This is a genomic window from Psychrobacter sp. KH172YL61 (assembly GCF_007182895.1).
Taxonomy (GTDB): domain Bacteria; phylum Pseudomonadota; class Gammaproteobacteria; order Pseudomonadales; family Moraxellaceae; genus Psychrobacter; species Psychrobacter pacificensis.
The window spans coordinates 2,768,492-2,792,991 of record NZ_AP019516.1; the positions used below are offsets into that span (position 1 = coordinate 2,768,492).

Annotated in this window: 15 protein-coding genes, 1 tRNA gene and 8 pseudogenes; 4 read left to right on the forward strand and 20 right to left on the reverse strand. The window is 44.2% G+C overall.

Annotated features, from left to right (window positions below; translation table 11 throughout):
* Positions 1-52 precede the first annotated feature (52 nt).
* The 8 genes and pseudogenes from secE to PKHYL_RS14750 all read right to left on the reverse strand — a co-directional run bounded on the left by secE (position 53) and on the right by PKHYL_RS14750 (position 7,474).
* A complete protein-coding gene (gene secE, locus PKHYL_RS14715; RefSeq protein WP_240365480.1) occupies positions 53-538 on the reverse strand; it encodes a preprotein translocase subunit SecE in 486 nt (161 codons plus the stop codon).
* Between the two features lie 51 nt (positions 539-589).
* A tRNA-Trp gene (locus PKHYL_RS14720) sits at positions 590-665 on the reverse strand.
* 368 nt (positions 666-1,033) lie between these two features.
* Positions 1,034-2,223: pseudogene (gene tuf, locus PKHYL_RS14725) on the reverse strand (elongation factor Tu).
* A 221-nt stretch (positions 2,224-2,444) separates the two neighbouring features.
* Positions 2,445-4,570 (reverse strand): annotated as a pseudogene (fusA, locus tag PKHYL_RS14730) (elongation factor G).
* Positions 4,571-4,921: 351 nt separating this feature from the next.
* A pseudogene (gene rpsG, locus PKHYL_RS14735) lies at positions 4,922-5,396 on the reverse strand (30S ribosomal protein S7).
* Positions 5,397-5,603: 207 nt separating this feature from the next.
* Positions 5,604-5,978, reverse strand: a complete 375-nt coding sequence (gene rpsL, locus PKHYL_RS14740) for a 30S ribosomal protein S12 (RefSeq protein WP_011281154.1) — start codon at positions 5,976-5,978, stop codon at positions 5,604-5,606.
* 518 nt (positions 5,979-6,496) lie between these two features.
* Complete coding sequence (locus tag PKHYL_RS14745; RefSeq protein ID WP_240365481.1) at positions 6,497-6,901, reverse strand: hypothetical protein; 405 nt, start codon at positions 6,899-6,901, stop codon at positions 6,497-6,499.
* 294 nt (positions 6,902-7,195) lie between these two features.
* Entirely contained in the window at positions 7,196-7,474 is a 279-nt protein-coding gene (locus PKHYL_RS14750) for a hypothetical protein (protein WP_240365482.1), read from the reverse strand.
* Between the two features lie 577 nt (positions 7,475-8,051).
* Here PKHYL_RS14750 and PKHYL_RS14755 point away from each other — a divergent pair.
* The gene (locus PKHYL_RS14755; protein WP_240365483.1) at positions 8,052-9,287 is read left to right on the forward strand and encodes a beta-ketoacyl-ACP synthase II; all 1,236 of its coding nucleotides are present in this window, start codon (positions 8,052-8,054) and stop codon (positions 9,285-9,287) included.
* 3 nt (positions 9,288-9,290) lie between these two features.
* Positions 9,291-10,978 (forward strand): annotated as a pseudogene (locus tag PKHYL_RS14760) (anthranilate synthase component I family protein).
* Positions 10,979-11,093: 115 nt separating this feature from the next.
* On the opposite strand, the gene hisC reads toward PKHYL_RS14760, so the two are convergent.
* The 10 genes and pseudogenes from hisC to PKHYL_RS14810 all read right to left on the reverse strand — a co-directional run bounded on the left by hisC (position 11,094) and on the right by PKHYL_RS14810 (position 19,255).
* Positions 11,094-12,227 (reverse strand): histidinol-phosphate transaminase, encoded by a 1,134-nt coding sequence (gene hisC / locus PKHYL_RS14765; RefSeq protein ID WP_240365484.1) that lies wholly within the window; start codon positions 12,225-12,227, stop codon positions 11,094-11,096.
* A gap of 76 nt (positions 12,228-12,303) precedes the next feature.
* Positions 12,304-13,598 (reverse strand): annotated as a pseudogene (gene hisD, locus PKHYL_RS14770) (histidinol dehydrogenase).
* Between the two features lie 251 nt (positions 13,599-13,849).
* A pseudogene (gene hisG, locus PKHYL_RS14775) lies at positions 13,850-14,541 on the reverse strand (ATP phosphoribosyltransferase).
* A 96-nt stretch (positions 14,542-14,637) separates the two neighbouring features.
* Positions 14,638-15,906 carry a UDP-N-acetylglucosamine 1-carboxyvinyltransferase gene (gene murA / locus PKHYL_RS14780; protein ID WP_058025508.1) on the reverse strand — a complete coding sequence of 423 codons (1,269 nt, stop codon included), beginning with the start codon at positions 15,904-15,906 and terminating at the stop codon, positions 14,638-14,640.
* Between the two features lie 111 nt (positions 15,907-16,017).
* A complete protein-coding gene (locus tag PKHYL_RS14785; protein ID WP_178379289.1) occupies positions 16,018-16,263 on the reverse strand; it encodes a BolA/IbaG family iron-sulfur metabolism protein in 246 nt (81 codons plus the stop codon).
* A 170-nt stretch (positions 16,264-16,433) separates the two neighbouring features.
* A complete protein-coding gene (locus tag PKHYL_RS14790; RefSeq protein ID WP_240365485.1) occupies positions 16,434-16,616 on the reverse strand; it encodes a hypothetical protein in 183 nt (60 codons plus the stop codon).
* A complete protein-coding gene (locus PKHYL_RS14795; protein WP_240365486.1) occupies positions 16,589-17,422 on the reverse strand; it encodes an alpha/beta hydrolase in 834 nt (277 codons plus the stop codon). Before PKHYL_RS14795 ends, PKHYL_RS14790 begins: the two co-directional genes overlap by 28 nt.
* Positions 17,423-17,765: 343 nt before the next feature.
* Entirely contained in the window at positions 17,766-18,050 is a 285-nt protein-coding gene (locus tag PKHYL_RS14800; protein ID WP_240365487.1) for a hypothetical protein, read from the reverse strand.
* Positions 18,019-18,552, reverse strand: a complete 534-nt coding sequence (locus tag PKHYL_RS14805) for a BON domain-containing protein (RefSeq protein WP_240365488.1) — start codon at positions 18,550-18,552, stop codon at positions 18,019-18,021. The genes PKHYL_RS14800 and PKHYL_RS14805 overlap by 32 nt, the downstream gene beginning before the upstream one ends.
* 217 nt (positions 18,553-18,769) lie before the next feature.
* The gene (locus PKHYL_RS14810; protein WP_240365489.1) at positions 18,770-19,255 is read right to left on the reverse strand and encodes a YraN family protein; all 486 of its coding nucleotides are present in this window, start codon (positions 19,253-19,255) and stop codon (positions 18,770-18,772) included.
* A gap of 131 nt (positions 19,256-19,386) precedes the next feature.
* On the opposite strand from PKHYL_RS14810, the pseudogene rsmI reads away from it, so the two are divergent.
* Positions 19,387-20,342, forward strand: a pseudogene (gene rsmI, locus PKHYL_RS14815) (16S rRNA (cytidine(1402)-2'-O)-methyltransferase).
* A gap of 54 nt (positions 20,343-20,396) precedes the next feature.
* Positions 20,397-21,416, forward strand: coding sequence for an adenosine kinase (locus PKHYL_RS14820; protein WP_071002907.1), 1,020 nt, complete (start codon positions 20,397-20,399; stop codon positions 21,414-21,416).
* A gap of 392 nt (positions 21,417-21,808) precedes the next feature.
* Here the strand turns inward: PKHYL_RS14820 and PKHYL_RS14825 are convergent.
* Together PKHYL_RS14825 and nfuA are read right to left on the reverse strand one after the other, a co-directional pair.
* Positions 21,809-23,117: pseudogene (locus PKHYL_RS14825) on the reverse strand (O-acetylhomoserine aminocarboxypropyltransferase/cysteine synthase family protein).
* Between the two features lie 230 nt (positions 23,118-23,347).
* Complete coding sequence (gene nfuA, locus PKHYL_RS14830; RefSeq protein WP_058025134.1) at positions 23,348-24,010, reverse strand: Fe-S biogenesis protein NfuA; 663 nt, start codon at positions 24,008-24,010, stop codon at positions 23,348-23,350.
* Positions 24,011-24,500 lie beyond the last annotated feature (490 nt).

Below are 24,500 nucleotides of genomic sequence, written 5' to 3' on the forward strand. Positions count from 1 at the left end.
TGAATAAGTCGTTATAAGTAAATCTCTCGTTAATAGTCACTAATACGTGCTATTAACCGATAAAGATACCAACGAACCAATTAAAGAAATTATCTAATAACCAAATAAAAAACCCAACAATTCCGATTACGACAATGACTTGCCATGTGTATTGAAAGGTTTCGTCTTTACCTGGCCATGTCACTCGGCGAAGCTCAACACCTGCGTCTCTTAATAATATTTTAAAAGCACGACCTTGATGCGTCAGCGCCAAGCAAATTAATGCAAATAAAACAAGTGCAACAATAATACCAATACGTACCCAGACATCGTTGGCAGGTTGCCAATAGCCTGGTAGATATTGATTAACGAGAGTCGCACCGATCAAAACAATTGCGGTAAGTAGCCACAAAATCAAATCTTTGATTGAGCCAGTCTTAGCAACTTCAACAGCAGAAGTACCGCTCGCTGAGATGTGCTTATCTTTAGACAGCATTCCACCAGCAACCGCCTTGGCATCAGATAACTTAGTCTCGAGGTTATCTTGATTATTGCTCATAAAGAACTCGCTTCGGAGATGATGGGGTACAACAAAGATGAGATAAGAAGATGGCAGGCGATGTAGGACTCGAACCTACAACCCTCGGTTTTGGAGACCGATGCTCTACCAATTGAGCCAATCGCCTATGGATGTAAAGGACAGCATTATACAATATCCAGCATAGAATGCAAGCCTTTGGCGGTAAAATTGTTAATTTTTACCTGATATTACATCTATCAAAAGTCACTATATTAATTATAGGCTTTCTCGTTATGGTTTAGATTAACCATACACGTTAAATGCAGCGCTAATATAGCAAGCTATGTGGCAAATTACAATACAGTGCATTATAAATAAATAGCCAGTATCAAAAGTCACTCCATCAAAAGAACCATTTTACCAAAACTTAGATCTAATGCTGCAAATACCCCTATTTACCTCCAAAAAAAAGCCACCCTAGATAGGGTGGCTTTTTTATGACTAATTCATAATCTCATTACTGAGACTTAAGTCTTAGTTCAATACGTTAGCAACAACACCAGCGCCTACAGTACGGCCACCTTCACGAATAGCGAAGCGTAGACCTTTGTCCATAGCAATTGGGTGGATAAGCTCTACGCCCATCTCAACGTTATCACCAGGCATGACCATTTCAGTACCGTCTTGTAATTGGATTGCGCCAGTTACGTCAGTGGTACGGAAGTAGAACTGTGGACGATAGCCGTTTAGGAATGGTGTGTGACGACCACCCTCTTCTTTTGACAGTACATATACTTCAGCGTCAAATTTGGTGTGAGGCGTGATTGAACCTGGCTTCGCTAGTACTTGGCCACGTTGTACGTCTTCACGCTTAGTACCACGTAGTAGTACGCCACAGTTTTCGCCAGCACGACCTTCGTCAAGCATTTTACGGAACATCTCTACACCAGTACAGGTGGTTTTTTGAGTGTCACGGATACCAACGATTTCGATTTCGTCACCAACTTTTACGATACCAGATTCAACACGGCCAGTTACTACGGTACCACGACCTGAGATTGAGAATACGTCTTCGATTGGCATTAGAATGCTTTGTCAACGTCACGCTCTGGCTCTGGGATGTAGGTGTCTAGTACGTTTAGTAGTTCTACAACGGCTGGTTGGCCGTATTTTTCTTGTGAGCCTTTTAGGGCTTCAGTAGCAGAACCGTGGATGATTGGGGTGTCATCACCTGGGAAGTCATAGTCGTTCAATAGTTCACGAACTTCCATTTCTACTAGTTCTAGTAGTTCTTCGTCATCTACCATGTCACATTTGTTCATGAATACGATGATGTATGGTACGCCAACCTGACGTGATAGCAAGATGTGTTCACGAGTCTGTGGCATTGGGCCGTCAGTTGCTGATACAACTAAGATTGCGCCGTCCATCTGAGCGGCACCTGTGATCATGTTTTTAACATAATCGGCGTGACCTGGGCAGTCTACGTGTGCGTAGTGACGTGTGTCTGTGTCATATTCTACGTGTGAGGTGTTGATGGTGATACCACGTGCTTTTTCTTCTGGTGCTGAGTCAATAGACGCGTAGTCTTTTGCTTCGCCACCAGAGGTGATTGCAGCTACGGTTGCGATTGCAGCGGTAAGGGTGGTTTTACCATGGTCAACGTGTCCGATGGTACCGACGTTGACGTGTGGCTTGCTACGTTCAAACTTGGCCTTTGCCATGGGTATTTCCTCTTTTTTTGGTTCCAAAGCTTAATTCATATAAATATGACAATTAAGAAAATCTTGGTCACCTTAAGATAATTGTTAAAAGGTTACACATACTAATGTGCAGATATTATAGAAAATTGCGACCAATAACAAGTCTTTTAACAAGTTATTGGCCGATTCTTTAGTGACAATACACAGAGATACTCTATATTGTCACCTTTAGTAAGTTTTATTTACTCGTCATCATCTTTAGAGTTGTACTTAGAGATGATTTCAGCAGCAACTGATTTTGGAATTTCAACGTACTTTTGGAATTCCATTGAATAAGTTGCACGGCCTTGTGACATAGAGCGCATTTGAGTGGCATAACCAAACATTTCCGCTAATGGTACTTCAGCACGAATCTGTTTAGTGCCACCAGGTAGGTCTTCCATACCCTGTACCAAACCACGACGACGGTTAAGATCGCCCATGATGTCGCCCATGTAGTCTTCAGGTGTTTCAACTTCTACTTTCATCACTGGCTCAAGTAGCGCTGGATCAGCTGCTAAGAAACCTTTTTGAAGGCCATAGAACCTGCCATCTTAAATGACAATTCATCAGAGTCAACGTCATGATAAGAACCATCATACAAAGTCGCTTTTACGCCAACAACTGGGTAGCCTGCAAGTACGCCGTTTTTCATGCGCTCTTGGATACCTTTATCAACAGCACCGTGGAATTCTTTTGGTACCACACCGCCAACAACTTCTTCAGCGAATTCATATTCAGTGTCGCCAGCTGGATCAAGTGGTTCAAGACGTAACCATACGTGACCAAACTTACCACGACCACCTGTTTGACGTACGAATTTGCCTTCTTGTTCAACAGTGTTACGAATCGTCTCACGATAAGCAACCTGAGGTGCGCCGATGTTTGCTTCAACGTTGAATTCACGCTTCATACGGTCAACAAGAATCTCTAGATGCAGCTCACCCATACCACTGATAATCGTCTGACCAGATTCTTCGTCAGTGTGTACACGGAACGATGGATCTTCTTTTGCCAAACGGCCAAGCGCGATTGACATTTTTTCTTGGTCAGCTTTGGTCTTTGGCTCAACCGCTAGAGAGATAACTGGTTCTGGGAATTCCATACGCTCAAGCGTGATCACGTTGTCTTCGTCACATAGCGTATCACCAGTCGTTACATCTTTCATGCCGACTAGGGCTGCGATATCACCTGTACGAATCTCTGCAAGCTCTTCTTGAGAGTTTGCCATCATCTGTACAATACGGCCAACACGCTCACGCTTCATTTTAACTGGGTTATAAACACTGCTACCCTGCTTCATGACACCAGAATAAACACGTACGAAGGTTAAGTTACCAACGAACTTGTCGTTCATGATTTTGAACGCTAGTGCTGAGAAAGGTGCTTCATCTGATGCTTCACGGCTGCCTTCGCTTTCGTCTTTGTCATCAAGAATACCTTTAATAGCAGGTACGTCAATTGGTGCTGGTAGATACTGGATAACCGCATCTAGCATCTTTTGTACGCCTTTGTTTTTAAAGGCAGTACCACAAAGAAGTGGGATGATTTCGTTATCAATAGTCAACTGACGAATAGCACTGTGGATCTGCTCTTCAGTCAACTCACCGTTTTCTAGATATTCGTTCATCAACTCTTCATTGGCTTCAGCAGCACTTTCTACAAGGTACTCGCGATACTCGTCCGCTTTGTCTTGTAGTTCAGTTGGGATATCACGCTCATCATACTGCATACCTTGAGACGCTTCGTCCCAATAGATAGCTTTCATAGTCACTAGATCAACAACGCCTTCGAAGTCATCTTCTTTGCCAATTGGAATAACCAATGGTACTGGCTTGCCGCCAAGACGGGTTTTGATCTGTTCGATAACACGATAGAAATCAGCACCAACACGGTCCATTTTGTTTACAAATGCAAGACGTGGTACTTTGTATTTATTCGCTTGACGCCATACGGTCTCAGACTGTGGCTGAACGCCGCCTACTGCACAGTAAACCATGCAAGCGCCATCAAGTACGCGCATAGAACGTTCAACTTCGATTGTGAAGTCAACGTGACCTGGGGTATCGATGATGTTGATACGGTGTTCGGCAAACTGTTTAGCCATACCTGACCAAAAACAAGTTGTTGCTGCTGAGGTAATAGTAATACCACGCTCTTGTTCTTGCTCCATCCAGTCCATAGTGGCTGCGCCATCATGTACTTCGCCAATTTTGTGGCTAACACCGGTATAGAATAAAACACGCTCAGTAGTGGTCGTTTTACCAGCATCGATGTGCGCTGAAATACCAATATTGCGATAGCGTTTTAGGGGAGTTTTACGAGCCATAGTGTTTTCCTAGGAAAAGTCGTGTATATAATAATGTATTGTGTCTCTACCTCATACTCTATGACAAAGCGTTCAGCTTCGTAATATTACTTACTGATTATTGAGCCTAATACGGACAAAAAAAGAGCAAATACTAAGAATAGTGTGGCATCAAATTTGGGATGTTCTCTAATGAAAGGATGAAAGTCATACTTGTTAAGAGAGACATCTTGATAGATGTCCGCCACCCCAGTCATTAATAAATAACATTTATATATGACCGAATGATGATGGCGGCAATCAATAGAATAAACAACAATGTAAGATTAATGAGTATGAGCTATTAATCTCAAGCTACTGTTAAAAAGTAGCTTAGAAACGGTAATGAGAGAATGCTTTGTTAGCATCTGCCATGCGGTGAACTTCGTCACGCTTTTTTCATAGCAGCGCCTTTGCCATCAGCAGCATCATTCAATTCACCAGCTAAACGCAAAGCCATTGATTTTTCAGAACGCTTAGCAGCAGCTTCAGCTAACCAACGCATAGCCAAGGCAGTACGACGGGAGGGGCGTACTTCCATTGGTACTTGATAGGTTGCACCGCCAACGCGGCGAGCTTTTACTTCTACCATTGGGCGTACATTTTCAAGCACTTCTTCGAAGAAAGATACTGGATCTTCAACTTTACGCTTCTCACTTACTGTCTCAAGTGCACCGTAAACGATACGCTCAGCAGTAGATTTTTTACCATCACTCATTACATGGTTGATGAATTTTGCAACAGTTTGGCTACCAAACTTAGGATCCGGTAGGATCTCACGGGCAGCAACGACGCGACGTCTTGGCATAATAAATTTCCTTATCTTCAGGAGTGTCTAACATTCACAACATCGACTACTCATCATTAGGGTATAGCAGCGAGTTATCAGTTAGCCTTACTGCATGGTGGTATGTTTTAAGAGCAAATCACTTATATAAAAGTAATATGACTACTGACACCAAACCCATGCACAGTTATTGGGTAGTACAAAAGCTTTGTTAATAACGTTTAGTTATTAAACTTTAGGCTTCTTAGCACCGTACTTAGAGCGACCTTGCTTACGGTCTTTAACGCCTGCACAATCTAATGCACCGCGAACAGTGTGATAACGTACACCTGGTAGATCTTTCACACGACCACCACGGATTAGAACAACACTGTGCTCTTGTAGGTTATGACCTTCGCCGCCGATATAGCTTGATACTTCATAGCCTGAAGTCAAACGTACACGACATACTTTACGCATGGCAGAGTTAGGTTTTTTTGGCGTGGTAGTATATACACGAGTACATACACCGCGACGCTGTGGGCACGCTTCCAACGCAGGAACTTTTGACTTTTCCTTGATGGTTTTGCGACCTTTACGAATCAATTGGTTAGTTGTTGCCATAAGGCATCCTTCTCCCGTTTGGTATAAAACAAAAAATGGGCCAATGCACCATCTATCTGACAATAATTGCAGATTTCTGGGCACCCATTTTTAGGACAGTGTATTATAAAGAGTTGTTGCTGCTATTTCAACCACTTATGAATGGTTTCGCTTTACAACATTTGATAGATATGCATTCATCCTCGCATTATATCACTTTATCGTTTTTTCGCCGAAAAACAGCGTCATAAATAAAGTAAACAAGGCAACCTCAAGCATCATTAAGAAAAGATATTCGAATATAAATGCTACTTGATAGTAACTAAGTGGTGGTATTTATCCTGATTTCAAGTCACCCTATTCAACCGAACCAAAATAAATACCATTTTGCTTATTAATATACAACCTAACTAGCAAATAATATGTCTATTACTTGGCTTTTTTTATCAGACGTTTGCTTGTCTGAGTCTTTTTTGCTACTGGTTTCTTCTGTATCGCTATTTTCTTCTGTCTTTTCTGTGTCTTTCTGCGCATCGTTATTACTGGCTTTTTACTTCAGCCTCGCTACTACTGTCATCAGTAATGGCACGATTGGCAAGTTTTGCCTCTGGCGCAAAAGTCGCTTTAGCAACGCCAATCACTTCATCAATCAACTGACTGTTATAATGTACGCCGATGGCTACTGCTGTAACGGGAATAAAACGGCGAACCCATAATAGGTTTATTTTGTCCAAATCAATTCCTACTTGTCTAGCAATACTGTCTATTTGCTCAGCATAGTAGTTTACGTTTTGATTTTTTAGACCCAAGTTCTTCAGCTCGCTATGCAACCCGTGGCTCTGAGCATTATCCAGCAAACCTTTACCGATACCCATACCTGCTAGCAATGCTTGTTTTTCTTGCATTTTGCTTAGATCGGCACTTGAGAGCAATTCGTATGCCATTTTCACACCTTGTTTACCTGTGAGCGGCTTATTGTATATAGCTGCAATTTGGTAGACAGTACGTAGAGATACCAATAATAGCCATAAGGTATCAGCAGAGTAGACCTGGCAGCCCTGCTAGACCCGTAAGGCCGCCCATTGCTGCAAGTGCACGATTTTGGTTAGCGATGTCAGTTGCAAGTGCATAACGCTCTTCATCATCTAAAGTAGCAATATTGGCAAAGCGATGCTCGTTCGGTAAGTCTAATTGACTCCAGTTTGATGCAAGTTTCGCAACTTGAGCAAACGCGCTATCTACTGTCGATTGAAAAAAGCTGTTTGGTACGACTTTTTGGCATATTTGCCATAAGTAGCAAAACGTGGACCTAATAATTGCTGCGTAGCCTTTAAGGTTTGCTCACGAAATAAGTCTTGTTGATAATCCTCATCGCCTAAATCTACCGCTTTATATTGGCGCGGTTTGCCTGTTTTGGCATTCATGCTATCAATCATGGAGCCCACGCGCTCTAGGTTGTTGCGTGTGAAAGAGCCAATAGTATTGATACTTTTTGAAAGAGTGCTAGGCTTTGCCATTGTGATGTCCTTAATATGATGAATAATAATGTGATGAATAATTTTTTAGTAATAGTGATATGAATGTGTTTAATCTTCAAGCTATCAGTGTAATAAGTCAAGGCCGTTCCTGTCAGTGCGAACAATGTTATCGCAATCACAAATTTTGTATCTAAAAGTACAACTTAATTTTTGTCCGACTTAACCATAGCATTTAGCTTGCCCACATTGTTTTTCATAAACAATAAAGCGATTGCTCAAACAACAAGGTTTCATAGCCACTCAATTTCTCATTACCTTGTAGCGATAGAGGCTATTTCGCCATTATTTTACACTTGTCCAAAGATTTTCACTGCTTGATACGTTATCATGTGCCGTAAGTGAGAGCATAATTGTACACTGAAATGACATTGTCTTTAATAGTCTGGCGTTATCGTCTTTAATAGTCTGGCGTTAGCTAAATTCATGCTATCGTTATCTACATAGGCTGTTTTTTCATTATAATGCTCAAATTCATTCATCGTTAAACATTACATATAGATTTACAACGATTATTGCAACCAATTGCTAGCAAGTCGTTACTCATAAGGAATAGCATATGCGCCGCGTCGTCATCACTGGAGCAGGGATTGTCTCTTGTATCGGACATGATCTAGACACTGTCACTACCGCTCTCAAAGAAGGGCAATCTGGTATCACATATAATGATTCTTACGCTGAGCACGAGTTTAAATCACACGTGAGCGGTAGTATCAATCAATCAGAACTAGATACTAGTGGTATCGATCGTAAACTCAAACGCTTTTTTAGTGATGCCAGTCTGTACGCTTATGTCAGTGCACTAAACGCCATTGAACATTCAGGACTGTCACTTGACACCATTAATAACAATCCACGTGTGGGTGTGGTCGCAAGCTCAGGCGGTGCGTCAACAGAAAACATCGTGAACGCTGTGGATGCCATGCGTGAAAAAGGTCTACGCGGTGTCGGTGCGATGGCTGTACCTAAAACCATGGGCAGCTCAGTATCAGCAGCCCTAGCCACTGGTCTAAAAATCCAAGGTGTCTCCTACTCGCTTTCCTCTGCTTGCGCAACCTCGACTCATTGTATCGGTCATGCCGCTGAGCTTATCCAACTGGGTAAAGCTGATGTAATATTGGCTGGTGGTAGTGAAGCTGAGCATTGGACACAGTCTTGTATGTTCGATGCGATGGGTGCAGTGAGCACTCAATATAACGACACGCCAACACTCGCTTCAAGAGCTTATGATAAAGATCGCGACGGGTTTGTGATTGCTGCTGGTAGCGCGATGGTTGTGGTAGAAAGTTTAGAGCATGCTCAAGCACGTGGCGCCAATATCTTGGCTGAAATCGTGGGTTACGGTGCTACCTCTGATGGTGCCGAGATGGTTGCGCCAAGTGGCGAAGGCGCTGTACGCTGTATGCAACAAGCCTTAGCTGAAGCTGGCCTAGAAAGCGTTGATTATATCAATAGCCACGGCACCAGCACACCGCTGGGCGATATCACTGAACTCAAGGCGATTGCCAAAGTCTTTGATAATGATGTCAGTAAAGTACCGGCTATCAGCTCAACCAAATCCATGACTGGTCATAGCTTAGGTGCTGTCGGTGCGCAAGAGCTGATTTACTGCCTACTTATGCTACAAGACGGCTTTATCGCACCGAGCATCAACGTTGACAACCTAGATCCTGCAGCTGAAGGTTTCGATATTGTTACCCAGATGCGTGAATCAAACCTTGAAACCTTGATGAGCAATAGCTTCGGCTTTGGTGGTACTAACGCCACGCTCATCATCAAAAAATTCGACGCTTAAACCATGCTCGCACCAAATCAAACGATAACTAAGCAGACAGATTCTGCGCCATCGCCAGCTAGTAAATCTAGCTGGCGTTTTGGTGATTTGTCAGCGGCTGAATTAATGCCACAGCTAAGACGCCATTTACTTAACCAAGATGATGCAGCAAATTGGCAATTGGCTTGGTTAAATAATGATGGACGACCAGTAATTGGTTTGCTGCCTAAAGTCAGCTGGTCGGTTTATCCAACTGATCAAAAACCTTCTAAAGATTCAGTCAATACTTATAGAGTGGTTAAAAACTGCCGTGATAACTGCTCTACTCATAGCGAAAATACCATGACAGCCTATATGAGTTATCTAGAATGGCAAAATGAGCTTATTGCTTATAGCAAAGCTTATGATACCGATAATAATAGCTCAAATAACGTAAACCCGAAAAGCACAAAACCCTGTTATCATCATGGTCTGATTGGTTTTATCGGTTACGATATCGCTGCTTATGAGTTAAGTCCTGCAGACAGAATCGAATTGGCAAATCAGCCTTGTGCCTCATTAGGGCATTACGATATCTATCTAACACCTGCTGCCAATACTGATACCGGTTGGGAGCTAAAAAGCATTCAAACCAATAGCAGCTCTAATGAAGCTGTCGGCAACAAGTCAAAAGATGAGTTCATAGTTGCTCTGACATCCTACCTAGATGAACTGGATAAAAAGCTGTCCGACAAATATCTCAATCAAGCACAATCTAAGCACACATCACATACTATACCTGTCGTCCTAACGGCACGATGGAGTAAGCGTGATTATCAGCAAGCATTTGATCGTACTCAAGACTATCTACAGCAAGGCGATTGCTATCAAATCAACCTGACGCAAAAGTGGTCGGGCTATCTGCCATATAAAAACGATGCGACTCAACCAACTTCAGCGCTTATCGATTATCTGCCTGCGCTACATCATAATACTAAAGCACCTTTTGCAGGCTATTTAAGCGTTGATGGTGCGAGCGTTGAGCACGTTGATACCTTTAACCACAGTTTTGAGTTATTAAGCTGCTCGCCTGAGCTGTTCTTTACATTTACCAAAAACAAAGTGACTGATAAGCACCATATCCTGACCAAGCCAATCAAAGGCACTATGCCTCGTGGCTCCACTGACAAGCAAGATGAATCGTATAAGCAACAACTGGTCGATAGCGAAAAGACCGTGCCGAAAATGTCATGATTGTGGATCTACTGCGTAATGATTTGGGTAAATATGCCAAAATCGGTAGCGTAAAAGTACCGCAACTGTTTGCGATTGAGAGCTTTAGTAACGTGCATCATATGGTCAGTACCATCACTGCTGAGCTAAAAACTGACACTCACCCGTTGACTGTACTGTTTGGTAGTCTGCCTGCTGGCTCCATCACAGGCACGCCCAAAAAACGCGCGGTCGAAATCATCGCTGAATTAGAGTCTACACCACGCGGTGCTTATTGCGGCACCATGGGTTATATGAATTTTGATGGCAGTGGTCAATGGAATGTACTCATTCGTACATTGCAAGCTGGTGCTTCATTAACTGATGAATTTAATAAAGAAAAACACATAAATCTATGGGCGGGTGGCGGTATTACGGTCGCGTCTGATTGTAATGCTGAATATCAAGAGTGCTTAGATAAGGTAGGCAATCTACTGGCGGTGTTGGCGAAAAAAGTATAAACGACTGAAATACTATTTTGCGCTGGCCTCTAAAGAAAAAAAGCCTGCTTAACATTGCGCTAGCAGGCTTTTTTGGTACTTATCGATAGCATTTACTACACAAGCAGGTAAACCATTAATCAGCCGTCATGCTAGTCTCTGTATGCAGCTCTTTTAGCGTATCAATCAAGCGCTCATGCTGCTCGGCGGTACCAACAGTAATACGCAAATACTCACTAATGCGCGGCTTATCAAAATGGCGAACGATAATCCCTTGATCACGCAATGCACTCGCCACAGCACTTGCATTACCATCTTTTGGACGGGCAAAGATAAAGTTGGCATGCGAGGGCAATACTTTATAGCCTAGCGCCGTCAACTCTTCGGTCAATGACGTACGCAAATCGATAACCTGTTGGCGCGTTTGCTCAAAATAATCCACATCTAGCACACTTGCCGTCGCACCAGCTTGCGCTAGCTTATCCAGTGGATAGCTATTAAAGCTATTTTTCATACGCGTCAATGCTTCAATCAACGAAGCACTACCAAAGGCCATCCCAACACGTAAACCAGCAAGTGACCGTGATTTTGAAAAGGTCTGCGTCACGATAACGTTGTCACACTCATTGATTAAACTGACCGCTGAGACTTGCGAGCCTGTACTGTCTGCATCAGCCTGCGCAAAATCAATGTATGCCTCGTCAATTACAATCACGGCATTAGAATGCTCGCTGGCTAGCTTACGGATATCAGCAAGTGATAGGAGTAAACCTGTTGGCGCATTTGGGTTGGCAATGATGATACCGCTACAAGGCTGGCGATAAGCATCAGGATCAATACTAAAATCGTCTTCTAATGGGATTTTGACAAGATGCACACCAAAAGTCTGTGCATAGACAGGATAAAAGCTGTAGCCAATATCAGGTGATAAAAGCGGACGCTCTTTTAGGAAGAAACTGGCAAATATAAGCGCCAATACTTCATCTGAGCCATTACCGACAAACACTTGGCTGACATCAAGGTCATATGCTTGTGCCAATGCAGCACGCAGGTCATTGGACTCAGGTGCCGGATATAAACGCAGCTCTTGCGCTTGCTGGGTGAGTACTTTAGCGATTGCCTCTCCTACTTTTGGTGAGGGCGGAAATGGGTTTTCATTGGTGTTCAGTTTGCACAAGTTATTATGCTGTGGCTGTTCACCCGGTACATAGGGTGATAAGTTGCGTGCTTTAGACGACCACAGCCTATTATCTATCTTTGTCTCACTCATAAATTATCCTACTAATTAGCCATACAGACTATTAAAAATATCTATCAAAAGTAAAAATGAAGACGCTCAAAATATCTTACTGATAACGATAACGGGCTGAGCGCGCATGGGCTTCTAAGTCCTCTCGCTGCGCTAAAATATCAGCCGTCTCAGCCAATGGCTTGCTGCCGGATTCACTGCAATAAATAATTGATGATTTCTTCTGAAAGTCATAGACACCTAAAGGTGAAGAAAAGCGCGCAGTACCAGAGGTTGGCAATACATGGTTCGGTCCTGCACAGTAATCGCCAATCGCTTCAGGCGTGTGACGACCCATAAAGATAGCACCCGCATGACGAATATCATCTAACAATGCATCAGGGTTATCAACGGATAACTCCAAATGCTCAGGAGCAATACGATTAATCAGTGCCATACCCTCGCTACGATCTTTTACCAAAATAAGTGCACCACGATTTTGCAGCGAGTCACGCGCGATATCTGCTTTTGGCAGCTCAGCGAGTGCTCTTTCTATCTCTAACTCGACTTCTTTTAACTGCGCCTCACTGGTCGTCACAAAGATAGCTTGAGCGATACGGTCGTGCTCTGCTTGCGACAACAAATCCATCGCGAGCCAATCAGCTCGATCTTGCGCTTCACCCTCTGCATATACCAACACTTCTGAGGGGCCTGCAATCATATCAATGCCGACTTGTCCAAATACTGCGCGTTTGGCTGCCGCGACATACTTATTACCCGGCCCTGTGATTTTATCCACCGCTGGAATGGTTTCGGTACCGTAGGCTAAAGCTGCTACCGCCTGTGCGCCGCCAATGGTAAAGACACGGTCAACTTGAGCCAAATGAGCGGCTGCTAATACCAATGGATTAAGCACGCCTTTAGGTGCTGGCACGACCATGATAACTTCAGTAACCCCAGCTACTTTGGCAGGAATAGCATTCATCAATACTGATGATGGATAAGATGCCAAACCACCCGGCACATAAATACCAACGCGATCAAGTGGCGTGACTTTTGACCTAAGCGATTGCCTAGCTCATCTTCATATTGCCACGTTTCTTGTACTTGGCGCTCATGAAAAGTCTGTACCCGAGTAGCTGCTGTGGTCAATGCCGTTTTTACATTCTCATCCAGATTGGTAAATGCGTCGGCAAGTGCTTCTTTAGACAGCTCTAATTCTTGCATCGTTGTCGCTGGATGCTGATCGAATTGCTGAGTTAATGCCAATACGACGCTATCACCATCCGCACGTACTTGTGCGATGATATCGTCAACGGCATGCAATAATTCAGCATCATTGACGGTTTCAAAGGCAAGCAGTTGTGTCAATTGATTGTCAAAATCGGCATCTTGGGTACTTAACTGGCGCATGACCTAATCCTATATCTGAGCATAAAATACTGCTGAAAATAAACGGCGTGAATATAACTAAAGTATGCTTATTATTCACAAATATGGCGACTTACTGGCTGTCTTCTTGTCTAAATTTTACGGTGATTTTATTTTTTCGCAAGCTAATACAACAAAACCAGTGTAGCACGCTATGACAGACATAGAGCGCTAAACTGGTTTAAAAATTCGTATCACCATGCTTTATATTACCAATGATTGACACCGGTTTACTAGGCATTGGCAATACTGTTTTTAAAGCTATCTAAAATGGGTTCTAGTAACGCAAATTTGCGCTTATAGCTGACTTGATTGACGATAAGACGTGATGACACATCACAAATATGATCGCGCGCTTCAAGTCCATTCGCGCGTAGGGTATTACCCGTATCAACCACATCGACAATCAAATCGCCCAAGCTCACCAATGGTGCCAGCTCCATTGAACCGTAAAGCTTGATAACATCAACTTGCTGACCTTGGCTCGCAAAATAAGCGCGCGCTACATTGACATATTTGGTCGCGATACGCAGACGACGATTGGGCAGTGGTGCGTCTTTTACGCCAGCGGTCATCAATTTGCACTGAGCGATTTTTAAATCAAGCAGTTCATACACGTGGTTCGCGCCATGCTCAAGCAGCACATCTTTACCTGCTACACCAAAATCAGCCGCACCGTGCTCGACATAGGTTGGTACGTCGCTTGCACGCAAAATTAATACACGTACATTTGGGTTTGAGGTTGGAAAATAAGTTTGCGCGAGGCTTCAGGGTCTTCTAAAAGATCAACACCCGCTGCACGTAGCAGTGGCATCGTCTCTTCTAAAATACGGCCTTTTGATAACGCCAACGTTAGACCTGAAAACGCATCGTTTACTTCGTTTAGTAGACCATCGGCTGGTGCAGGTTTGCTTGTCTCAGTCATAATGACATCGTGTCCATATGCAGTTAGTTTCCCCATTCAAGGGAAGTTTTAATGTATAACGTAATTCATGTATAAACTACGGTTGACCTATCAGTATTAGCCGTTGGTATTGACACGCTGGATATTCACACCAAGGCTACGCAGCTTGTCTTCGACATGCTCATAACCACGGTCAATATGATAAATGCGGTCAATCAAGCTCTCGCCTTCTGCCGTTGCAGCCGCCATCACCAGTGACATAGAAGCGCGTAAATCTGTTGCCATAACTGGTGCCGCCGTAAAGTTCTCGACACCTCTGATCACCGCAGTATGTCCATCCACTTGGATAGATGCACCCAAGCGGTTTAGTTCAGGTACGTGCATATAGCGGTTTTCAAAGATGTTTTCGATAATGGTACTGGTCCCATCAGCCAGACAGCAAATCGCCATCAACTGAGCTTGCATGTCTGTTGGAAAACCTGGATGTGGCTGAGTCCGAATATCCACTGGCTTTGGACGACCTTTCATCTGCGCGCGAATCCAGTCATCACCTGTGGTGATCACTGCACCCATCGCTTCAAACTTCTCAAGCACTGGGTACAATAAAGAGGCTGTAGTTTTTTTGGTCAACACATCCCCTTGAGTCATCAAGGCACCAGCAAGATATGAGCCTGTCTCAATACGATCCGGTACCACTGAATACTCACAACCGTGTAGACGTTCGACCCCTTCAATGGTCATCGTCGAAGTACCGATGCCGCTGATTTTGGCGCCCATCGCAACCAGCATATTGGCTAAATCGACTACTTCTGGCTCTAATGCACAGTTAGCCAAAACGGTCGTGCCTTTAGCTAATGCCGCTGCCATGATGACGTTTTCCGTACCGCCAACTGTCACCATATCAAATGAGAAGTGGCAACCAATCAGCTTACCACCTTTAGGCGCTTGCGCTTTCACGTAACCGTTCTCTACGCTGATTACCGCACCCATCGCTTCAAACGCTTTTAGATGCTGATCAACAGGACGTGAACCAATCGCACAGCCACCTGGTAACGACACTTCAGCTTCGCCAAAACGCGCCAGTAATGGACCTAATACCAAAATTGACGCGCGCATGGTTTTTACCAAATCATACGGCGCATAAAAGTTATCAATAGTTTTGGTATCACAAGTGACCGTATCGCCCTGCTTTTGGATATCAATCCCCATGCCACTGATCAATTCAATCAATGTTCGTACGTCTTTTAATGACGGCACATTATGCAATGTCGTTGGCGTCTCAGCCAATATCATCGCAGCAAGCAATGGCAAGGCGGCATTTTTGGCACCTGAAATAGTAACTTCCCCTGCGATACGACTACTACCAGTGATTAAAAATTGATCCATAAAGGTGACAACCTAGCGATGAGTATAGAAAATGGTGAAAACGAGCAGTAAAGAATCCTTATGTCTGTTAAACGAACTCTTCGATTGCCAGTTAGATAGATAGCTATATAATTAGCCTTTTGATTGAGCGTCCCACTCAGCAGGCGTTAGCGCTTGAATATTGAGGGCGTGAATATCGCCACTCGCAATCTTATCATTAACCAGCGCATAAATGGCTTGCTGACGTTGAACGGCGCGTTTGCCTTCAAAGCTTGCATCAACCACGCGCACGTCAAATTTATTGCCTTGATTGGCAGCTTGGATAAAAGCGTCTGGGAAGTGAGTCTGTAAAAATGCGATCAAATCGTCAGCGTTCATGCTCATAAAATAGTCTGCCTTAACGTTTAGAATAGGGTATAGATTTAAAGTGATGACATTATAACAAGAGTTTGCCTATCTTACAGTACTGTCTTGCTCAAGTATATTTGAGGACTGAAACCGTATCGAAAAATAAGCAGTCAAAAGCCCATGATATGAATAACAACAAGCTATTTGAGCATTGTGTCTAGATACGTCACTACTTGCGCGCGTACATCATTGACCCAGCGTAACGGCGGTGCCATTGCTCCAATGATAGTTGCGTGGCTCGCGCCTTCGATTTCACCCGTCTGCACCGTTACCCCTGCCTCTTTCAATGCTTGCGTCATTTTGAGTGCATTGGTTGGATGCACCACTTTATCTTTTCTGCGGTTAATAACAAATATGGTGGCTGTGCCCCTTTGATCTGACGATCAGGCATGACTTGATCAGGTGTGGCATCCGAGGGAAAAGCTGACGCACTACTAAACTTACGGAAGTCATAACTGTAAGGCCCTGCAATACCGATAACCGTCGCAATGTCTGTTGGCTTAATACCATAGGGCGCTAAAAAGTCTTCGTTGGCGACGGCTGCGACTGCATTAAACGCGCCAGCAGAGTGGCCCATGACAGCGACACGCGATGGATTAGCATGCAAGCTGGCCGCATTCTCGATACTCCAAGCAATCGCTTGGGCCGTATCATTGACATAATCAGGGTAGACATGCTCGGGCACCTTACGATAATTAATCACTGCGGTGACATAGCCTGCCTGCGCTAAGCTTTGACCGACAAAGGCATATTGATCTTTATTACCACTCTCCCAAGAACCGCCATGCACGAATACCACCATAGGGTAGTCATTATTGATAGCGCTTTGGGCTTTCATTGCCTGTGCCAAGGGCTTTGGATAGTAAATATCTAAATCTTGCAAAGGCTCATCGCCGTATAAGATATCTTTACTTACCCCTACGCCGCCACTAGAAGTAATGCCATTGACAAAGCCTAGCGGTGATAATGCCTGTGCACTTTGGGTGGCAAGCGCGATGCTGCCTAGCGCCAATACTGCCGCTCCTACAACCCTTAGTCTGCGCGGGTGTTTACCAAAAGAATTATGATCAAAGTTCTTGCAGTTGTTCGCACCTGTCTTTTGTTTTATGTGATTTACCGAATCCTTCATTGCCAATACCTTGTTACAGTTATGGATCTTAAGATATGTATCTTATAGTTATGAATCATGCCTAACATCGTGAGCGCTCTATGGTCTCATTAGAACCTCTGATTCTGCTACTTTTCACTATTGATATAGTACTCACTGGCTGAGGATTTCTCGTGCTTTTACTGTTATATCTATTTAGGCTTATTGTGATTAATATCAAAAAAAGCTACTAGCATCCTATGGTGTGACTGGGTATCACATATAGCTAAGTAGCTATTATATAAGCTCTTATTTATCGTCTATACACGCTCTTATTTATCGTCAATCATTGCTTGGTAGACTCAGCTTGGCAAACTCAGTAGTTTTACTGATTTTGATAAAGATCGATATATGGGCTTGATGATGGTTGCGCCGTAGTAGCCTCTTCTTCCGTTATTACTATCGGCGTTGCGGTACTGACAGCAGTATCTTGGACAGCTGGTGCGACTGCCGGATTGGCTAGGTTATTCTCGTACATAATATCATCATCGTTTATCTTTACACCTCTATCATCGACAACGGTCGTCAGCAGTACCAGCTCGGTCACCCCAACAGTGCTGTTCGCAACATCAATTAAGTTACTTTGTTGGGTGGGTGTCATGCGACCCATAATATAGACCACGCCATTGTTGGTGACTGCTTTGATTTGTGAGGGTTTTGACGCCATCGCTGGCGGCTATTTTTGCCAGTAGTTTTGAGGTGATATAACCATCATGAACCGTTGAGCTATAGCCTTTTGAAGCACTTACTTCCATCTCGTTGTAGACGCGGCGTACATCTGGCATGGAGCTGACGACCTTTTCTACTTCTGCTTTGAGCGCTTCAGACGGTACTTCCCCTGTGAGCAGCACTTCGCTATTGAAGCTATCGATACCCATACGACTGGTCTGCTGCAAGTCTTCTTTTAGCCCATACACATTGATTTTGGCAGTATGCTCGATACTACGATCTAGTAGACGCTGCGGAATGGTGCGCTCAGTCATTGGCACACCGTAAGTTCCTTCTGTACTGTTGGTCAGATAGTTGGTGGCACAGCCTGTACTGGCCACACAAGCAGCAAGCATAATGCCCGTCGTAATACAGCGTGATGAACCAAAAATAGCAGTGCGCAAATGCATCCGTGTCATTGTTTACCTCTTAGAGCATGGTGGTGACGGTGTTATAAATTCAATGAGTTGAGTCAATTTTTATCTAGCAGTGATAAGACAAATTTTGTTAACAGCTACTTTACTTAATTTTGGCCAGCAGCGGTTAGGTTTTTGGTAACGAGTATTGCGCGCTAGATTCAGTCAGGCGCGCGAGTCATCCCGTATTTGCGTTATATATTTACTACCATGCACTGGCTACAAAGGCACCTTTAAGCCATTGCAGCTCATCACTCAACGGATTCTCTTTTGAGCTGAGCTTACCCGCCGTATTATAAGCAATGACATCAAAGCGGCAGTCATAATGAGCGTACTCAGGATGCTGCTGCAAAAAACATTGCGCCGCTTTAATCACTTTACGCTGCTTGCTTGTCGTCACGCTGAGTGCTGCATCGCCATAGACTGACCGCTTGCGTTGACGAACTTCGATAAATACTAGCGTTGACCATGCAGGTCCTACTTCCGTCATAATCAGATCTAGCTCGCCTATTTTTGGCTGTTGCCAGTTTTGCGCCACCAACCGTAACCCTTGTGCTTGTAAATACTCACACGCCTGCTGTTCAAACAGGCTGCCTTGGCGTTGTTTCGGTGAGGTTAAAATCAAAGGTTTGTGATTCGCCATAAGGTTAATTCGTCTGCTTAACATTTGAGAATTATCATAGCACAACATGCTAAACTAGCCACTTCTGCGCGTTATGCTCTCAAAATCTATCGATTTATTCACTCACTATTTGACTGAAAAATCATAGATAACGACTGGATATAATGGCGCACTATTATTGTTAATAACCCGAGGTTTTCATGTCTACCCCTACTGCGATGCCAGCTTGTCTCTATATCGTTGCCACGCCGATTGGCAACTTGACCGACATGACGCCACACGCGATTGCTGTTTTAAAGCAGGTCGCGATCATTGCCTGTGAAGATACTCGCACTTCAGGTAAGCTGTTGTCGCATTTTGGTATTGATACCAAAGGAAGCAAAACGGATGAGGCAAAAGCTCAGAGACCCATCATGCCACAAGTAGTGTAGAAGATGATGAGGCCACAACGAAGCAAAAAGGTCATAACAAGCTATGGGCTTATCACGAACACAATAGCGCTATTCAAACGCCTAAAATCATTCAAATGATTGAGCAAGGTCATTCGATTGCCTTGATTAGTGACGCTGGTACGCCACTGGTTAGTGACCCAGGTTATCAATTGGTACAGGCTGCACATGAAGCTGGCGTGACCGTATCTCCTATCGTTGGGGCTTCTGCTGCTATTGGCGCATTGTCAGTGGCAGGGTTGCCATCAGATCGATTTAGCTTTATTGGGTTTTTACCAGCCAAAACTCACGGCCGTCAAAAACAACTGAACGATTTGATCGCACGTACCGAAACTCTGATATTTTATGAAGCGCCGCATCGTATCGTATCTAGCCTGGAAGATATGGCGACGATATTTGGTGCAGGCCGTGCAGTGACTTTTTGTCGTGAATTGACCAAAACGTTTGAAACCGTACATAAGAGCACCCTTGGCGATTTAGTCGAGTTTGTCAAAGCAGATGACAATCAGCAACGCGGTGAGATCGTCGTGGTCGTCGCTGGCGCCGGTGTGGCAAAGGATACTGACGACATCAGTACTCATGATAAATTGCTACAGCGTTTGCTAGAGGATCTATCGGTCAAAAAAGCAGCCGCGCTGGCCTCTGATATCACTGGTGTAAAAAAGAATGCACTTTATCAGCGTCTACTAGAGCTGCAAGCTGACTAGTTTTTAACAATAAGAAAGATAACTGTTTATAAATTAATTGAAGAGAGGTAAGCAATGTACGATGTAATGGCGATAGGTAATGCGTTGGTTGATCACGAGTATGTGCTGTCAGATGCGGCACTAGAAGAGACCGAGCTGACCAAAGGTAATATGACACTAGCAGAGTTTGAGGAGCAGCAGCAACTACTGGCTTACTTTAAGTTGGCTGAGATTGAGCCATCAAAACAAGCCGGCGGTGGCTCAGCAGCCAACACGATGTTCACCTTTGCTAGCCTCGGTGGCAAGCCGTTCTATGCATGCCGCGTCGGTGATGACGATCAAGGGGCATTTTACCTCAGAGACTTGCACGAAGCAGGCGTTGCCACATCAGATAAATCTATCCATGAAGGCGGTGTGACCGGCTCATGCGTGGTCGCTGTCACCGAAGATGGCGAGCGTACCATGCAGACCTATCTTGGCACCTCAAGCGAAATCGCAGCTGACAATGTTGATTTTGATGCGTTGACGCAAGCAGACTGGCTATATTTAGAAGGCTATTTGGCCATGTCTGAAAGCATTCAACCAGCAATGACGCAACTGCGCCAACAAGCCGGTATTCATAATGCAAAAATTGCCGTGAGTTTTGCGGATCCTGCGGTAGTGAAATTTGCCAAAGACGGCCTGCTTAACATGCTCGGCAATAAAGTTGCCGTGATATTCTGTAATAGCGAAGAAGCCAAGCTATTCACCGATAAAAAACAAGTCAAAGCCGCTGCCCGTGCTTTGCTTGAACATTGCCAAACAGCGGTCGTCACTGATGGTGCCAACGGTGCGGTCATTGCCCACAAGCCTGATGACGAATCGGAGATTGAAGTTTACGACGTAGCAACGCCAGCAGTAACGAGTGTCATCGATACCAATGGCGCAGGTGATAACTACGCGGGTGCCTTCTTGTATGCGCTATCACAGCATTATAGCTTGCCAGAGTGTGGACGTCTTGCTAGCGAAATATCGTCACAAGTCATCCAGCAGTTTGGACCACGTCTTGCCTCGCAGGATTACCGAGATATCGCTCAGCGTGTCCTATCTGCTTAAATGCTGAATATGTATATTTAACGCAAATAAAAAGTCCATATCAAGTCGATATGGGCTTTTTTGTTTATAGATTATAATCACTCAAATAATTTTCCTAAATGAGCACGCTTTTATATTAGGGCGTGTTGAACATTCGCAAATAGGCACTGCTGATCGCTAAAATTGTTCCAGACAAGGCACAAAGCGACGATAATGCAGATGCCTTAGCGAGATTTGTAACGCAGTATGGGGCAATTTTAGCATCAGCCCCAACGATAAAAGCAGGGGACAGGACTCTTTTTGCCGCTTCATCGTTAAAAATAAGCGCTTAGAATGACTAAGCTTATTATTTTTAACATCGAGTCGCCTAAAAATAGTCGCTGTCAGTGCCATGGTCGAGTGTTCAACACGCCCTAAGCAGTAGCTAATGCTTGCGCAAGATCGGCTTTGATGTCTTCAATATGCTCGATACCAATAGACAAACGTACCATATCTTCACTAACGCCAGCTTGCTCAAGCTCCTGCCCATTTAACTGGCGATGCGTCGTCGAGGCAGGATGACAGGCCAATGACTTGGCATCACCGATATTCACCAAGCGCGTAATCAGCTGTAGCGCATCGATAAAGCGCGACCCTGCTTCCAAACCGCCTTTTACGCCAAAGGTCAAAATAGCAGAAGGTGTGCCTTTCATATATTTTTGGCAAGCTCATGCTCAGGATGGTCAGACAGGCCAGCATATTTTACCCAAGCGACCTTGTCATGGTCACGTAAGTATTCTGCAACCGCTTGTGCGTTCTGTACATGACGCTCCATCCGTAGGCTCAGCGTCTGCATCCCTTGCAAGATACTAAACGCATTAAGCGGACTAAGCGCCGCGCCCGTATTGCGTAGCGGTGCGACACGAGCACGCGCGATAAAGGCAGGCGCGCCCACGTCTTTGACAAAATTCACCCCATGATAACTGGCATCTGGTGTGTTCAGTAATGGGAAACGCTCAGGATAATCGCCCCACGCAAACGTACCACTATCGATAATCGCACCACCAATCGACGTCCCCGTACCGCTCATATACTTAGTCAATGAATGCACCACAATGTCCGCACCAAACTCAAACGGACGGCATAGCGCAGGGGTCGCAACGGTATTGTCAATCACGACAGGCACACCGTACTCGTGAGCAATATCACTGAGCGCCTGAATATCTACGATATTACCTAGTGGGTTACCGATACTCTCGGCAAAGACCATTTTCGTCTTATCATCGATTAAATCACGAATGGCTTCTGGATTTTTGTGGTCAAAAAGCGCACCTCGATACCTTGACGCGGCAATGCATGCGCAAACAAATTGTAAGTCCCGCCATATAGCGTCGATACGGCGACGATATTGTCACCTGCTTCACAAATGGTCTGGATCACATAAGTGATAGCAGCCATACCAGAGGCGACCGCAAGCGCACCGATACCACCTTCAAGCGCAGCAACGCGCTCTTCTAGCACCGCATTGGTCGGATTCATAATACGCGTATAGATATTGCCCGCGACCTTTAGATCAAACAGATCAGCACCATGCTGAGTGTTATCAAACGCATAGGAGCTGGTATGGTAGATAGGTACGGCGACAGATTTGGTGGTCGGCTCCACGCTATAGCCAGCATGAATCGCCAAGGTCTCAAGACGCTGGTTGTTCTTTAGTTCTTGGGCTGCTTGTTCATCACTCATCGTACATTCCTTTGTATGGATCAAATGTATTGATCAAGATTTACTGATTCAAGAGTTCGCGTTTAAAAACTATTTTAAAAAGCTGTCTGCTAAATCATAGCAATAAAAAAAGCTGAGTTCATCATAACTCAGCTTCTTTATTAAAAGAATAGCAAAATACTAATTGTTTAATGACAAACATGCATAAGCGTTTTTATAACCGCTATGCTGCTTTTATTGGTTTTTTGCATTTATTTATAATAAGCATTTTCTGTGCGCGTATGGTCGGTATCATCAACCACTTGCGTCAGTTCTGGTATTTGCTGCTTAAGCTGTACTTCAACGCCTTGACGCAGTGTCATATCAACAGCTGAACAGCCTTGGCAACCACCGCCAAACTTCAAGACCGCGGTCAGGCCAATACCTTCTTCTTCAATCAATTCAAGCAACTGTACGTCACCGCCATGCGCTGCCAAGCCAGGGTTAATCTCTGACTGCAAGACATAGTTAATACGCTCTTCGACACTGGCATCAGCACCTACTTTCGGTACTTTAGAGTTTGGCGCGCGGAAGGTCAGCTGACCACCAAAACGATCTTTATTGTAATCGATGACCGCATCTTCCAAATAAGGCACCGAGGCCGCTTCGATAAAGGCTGAAAAATCATCATAGGTCAAGCACAAATCAGCGCTGTCTTCTTCGCCTGGTTGGTTGTAAGCCATGCAGCACTCTGCGCGCGGCGTACCAGGATGCTCAACGAAGATACGCACACCGATACCATCAGTGTCTTGCTTGGCTAACAAGTCTGCCAAATAGCCTTGAGCAGACTCAGTGATGGTGATATTGCTTTTTGCTTCAACTTGCTCAGTATCTAATGCTGACTCATAGTCAGCGGCTTGATTTTGCTCACTCATAATGTTTCCTATGCGTTATGACACAAGCGCAATATCTATTATGGCGACCGTGTCGTGAATTTGAATTTTTCAAAATTTTTATGGCTTATATCAGTTTGCAAGCCATCAGTGCTTGAGGTTTATTATTGTAATGCACTGGCAGCAATAGTCATAAAATTTAATCCGTCTATAATGGCCATTATACCTGAATCAAGGAGTAATTCCGACCGCGCTACTGTGAATTGAACCGTGACCGCTGCAAATGGTTGTCATTGGTTTTTCAATGGCACTACAAGTCAGTAGATTAGGCATTGTTTATATAATGACTGATAAGCTACCCTCTATATAAAGACAGCTGCATTATTTATCAAGTATCCTAGGTAGCTTTAAAATCATAAGAGATTTATGCTAATTAACGCCATGCACTTATCAAACCGTATACGTTCTATCACTAATCGGATTAAACACAAATGAAAACACTAGCTGTTTTCATTAATGACACTAGATTTAC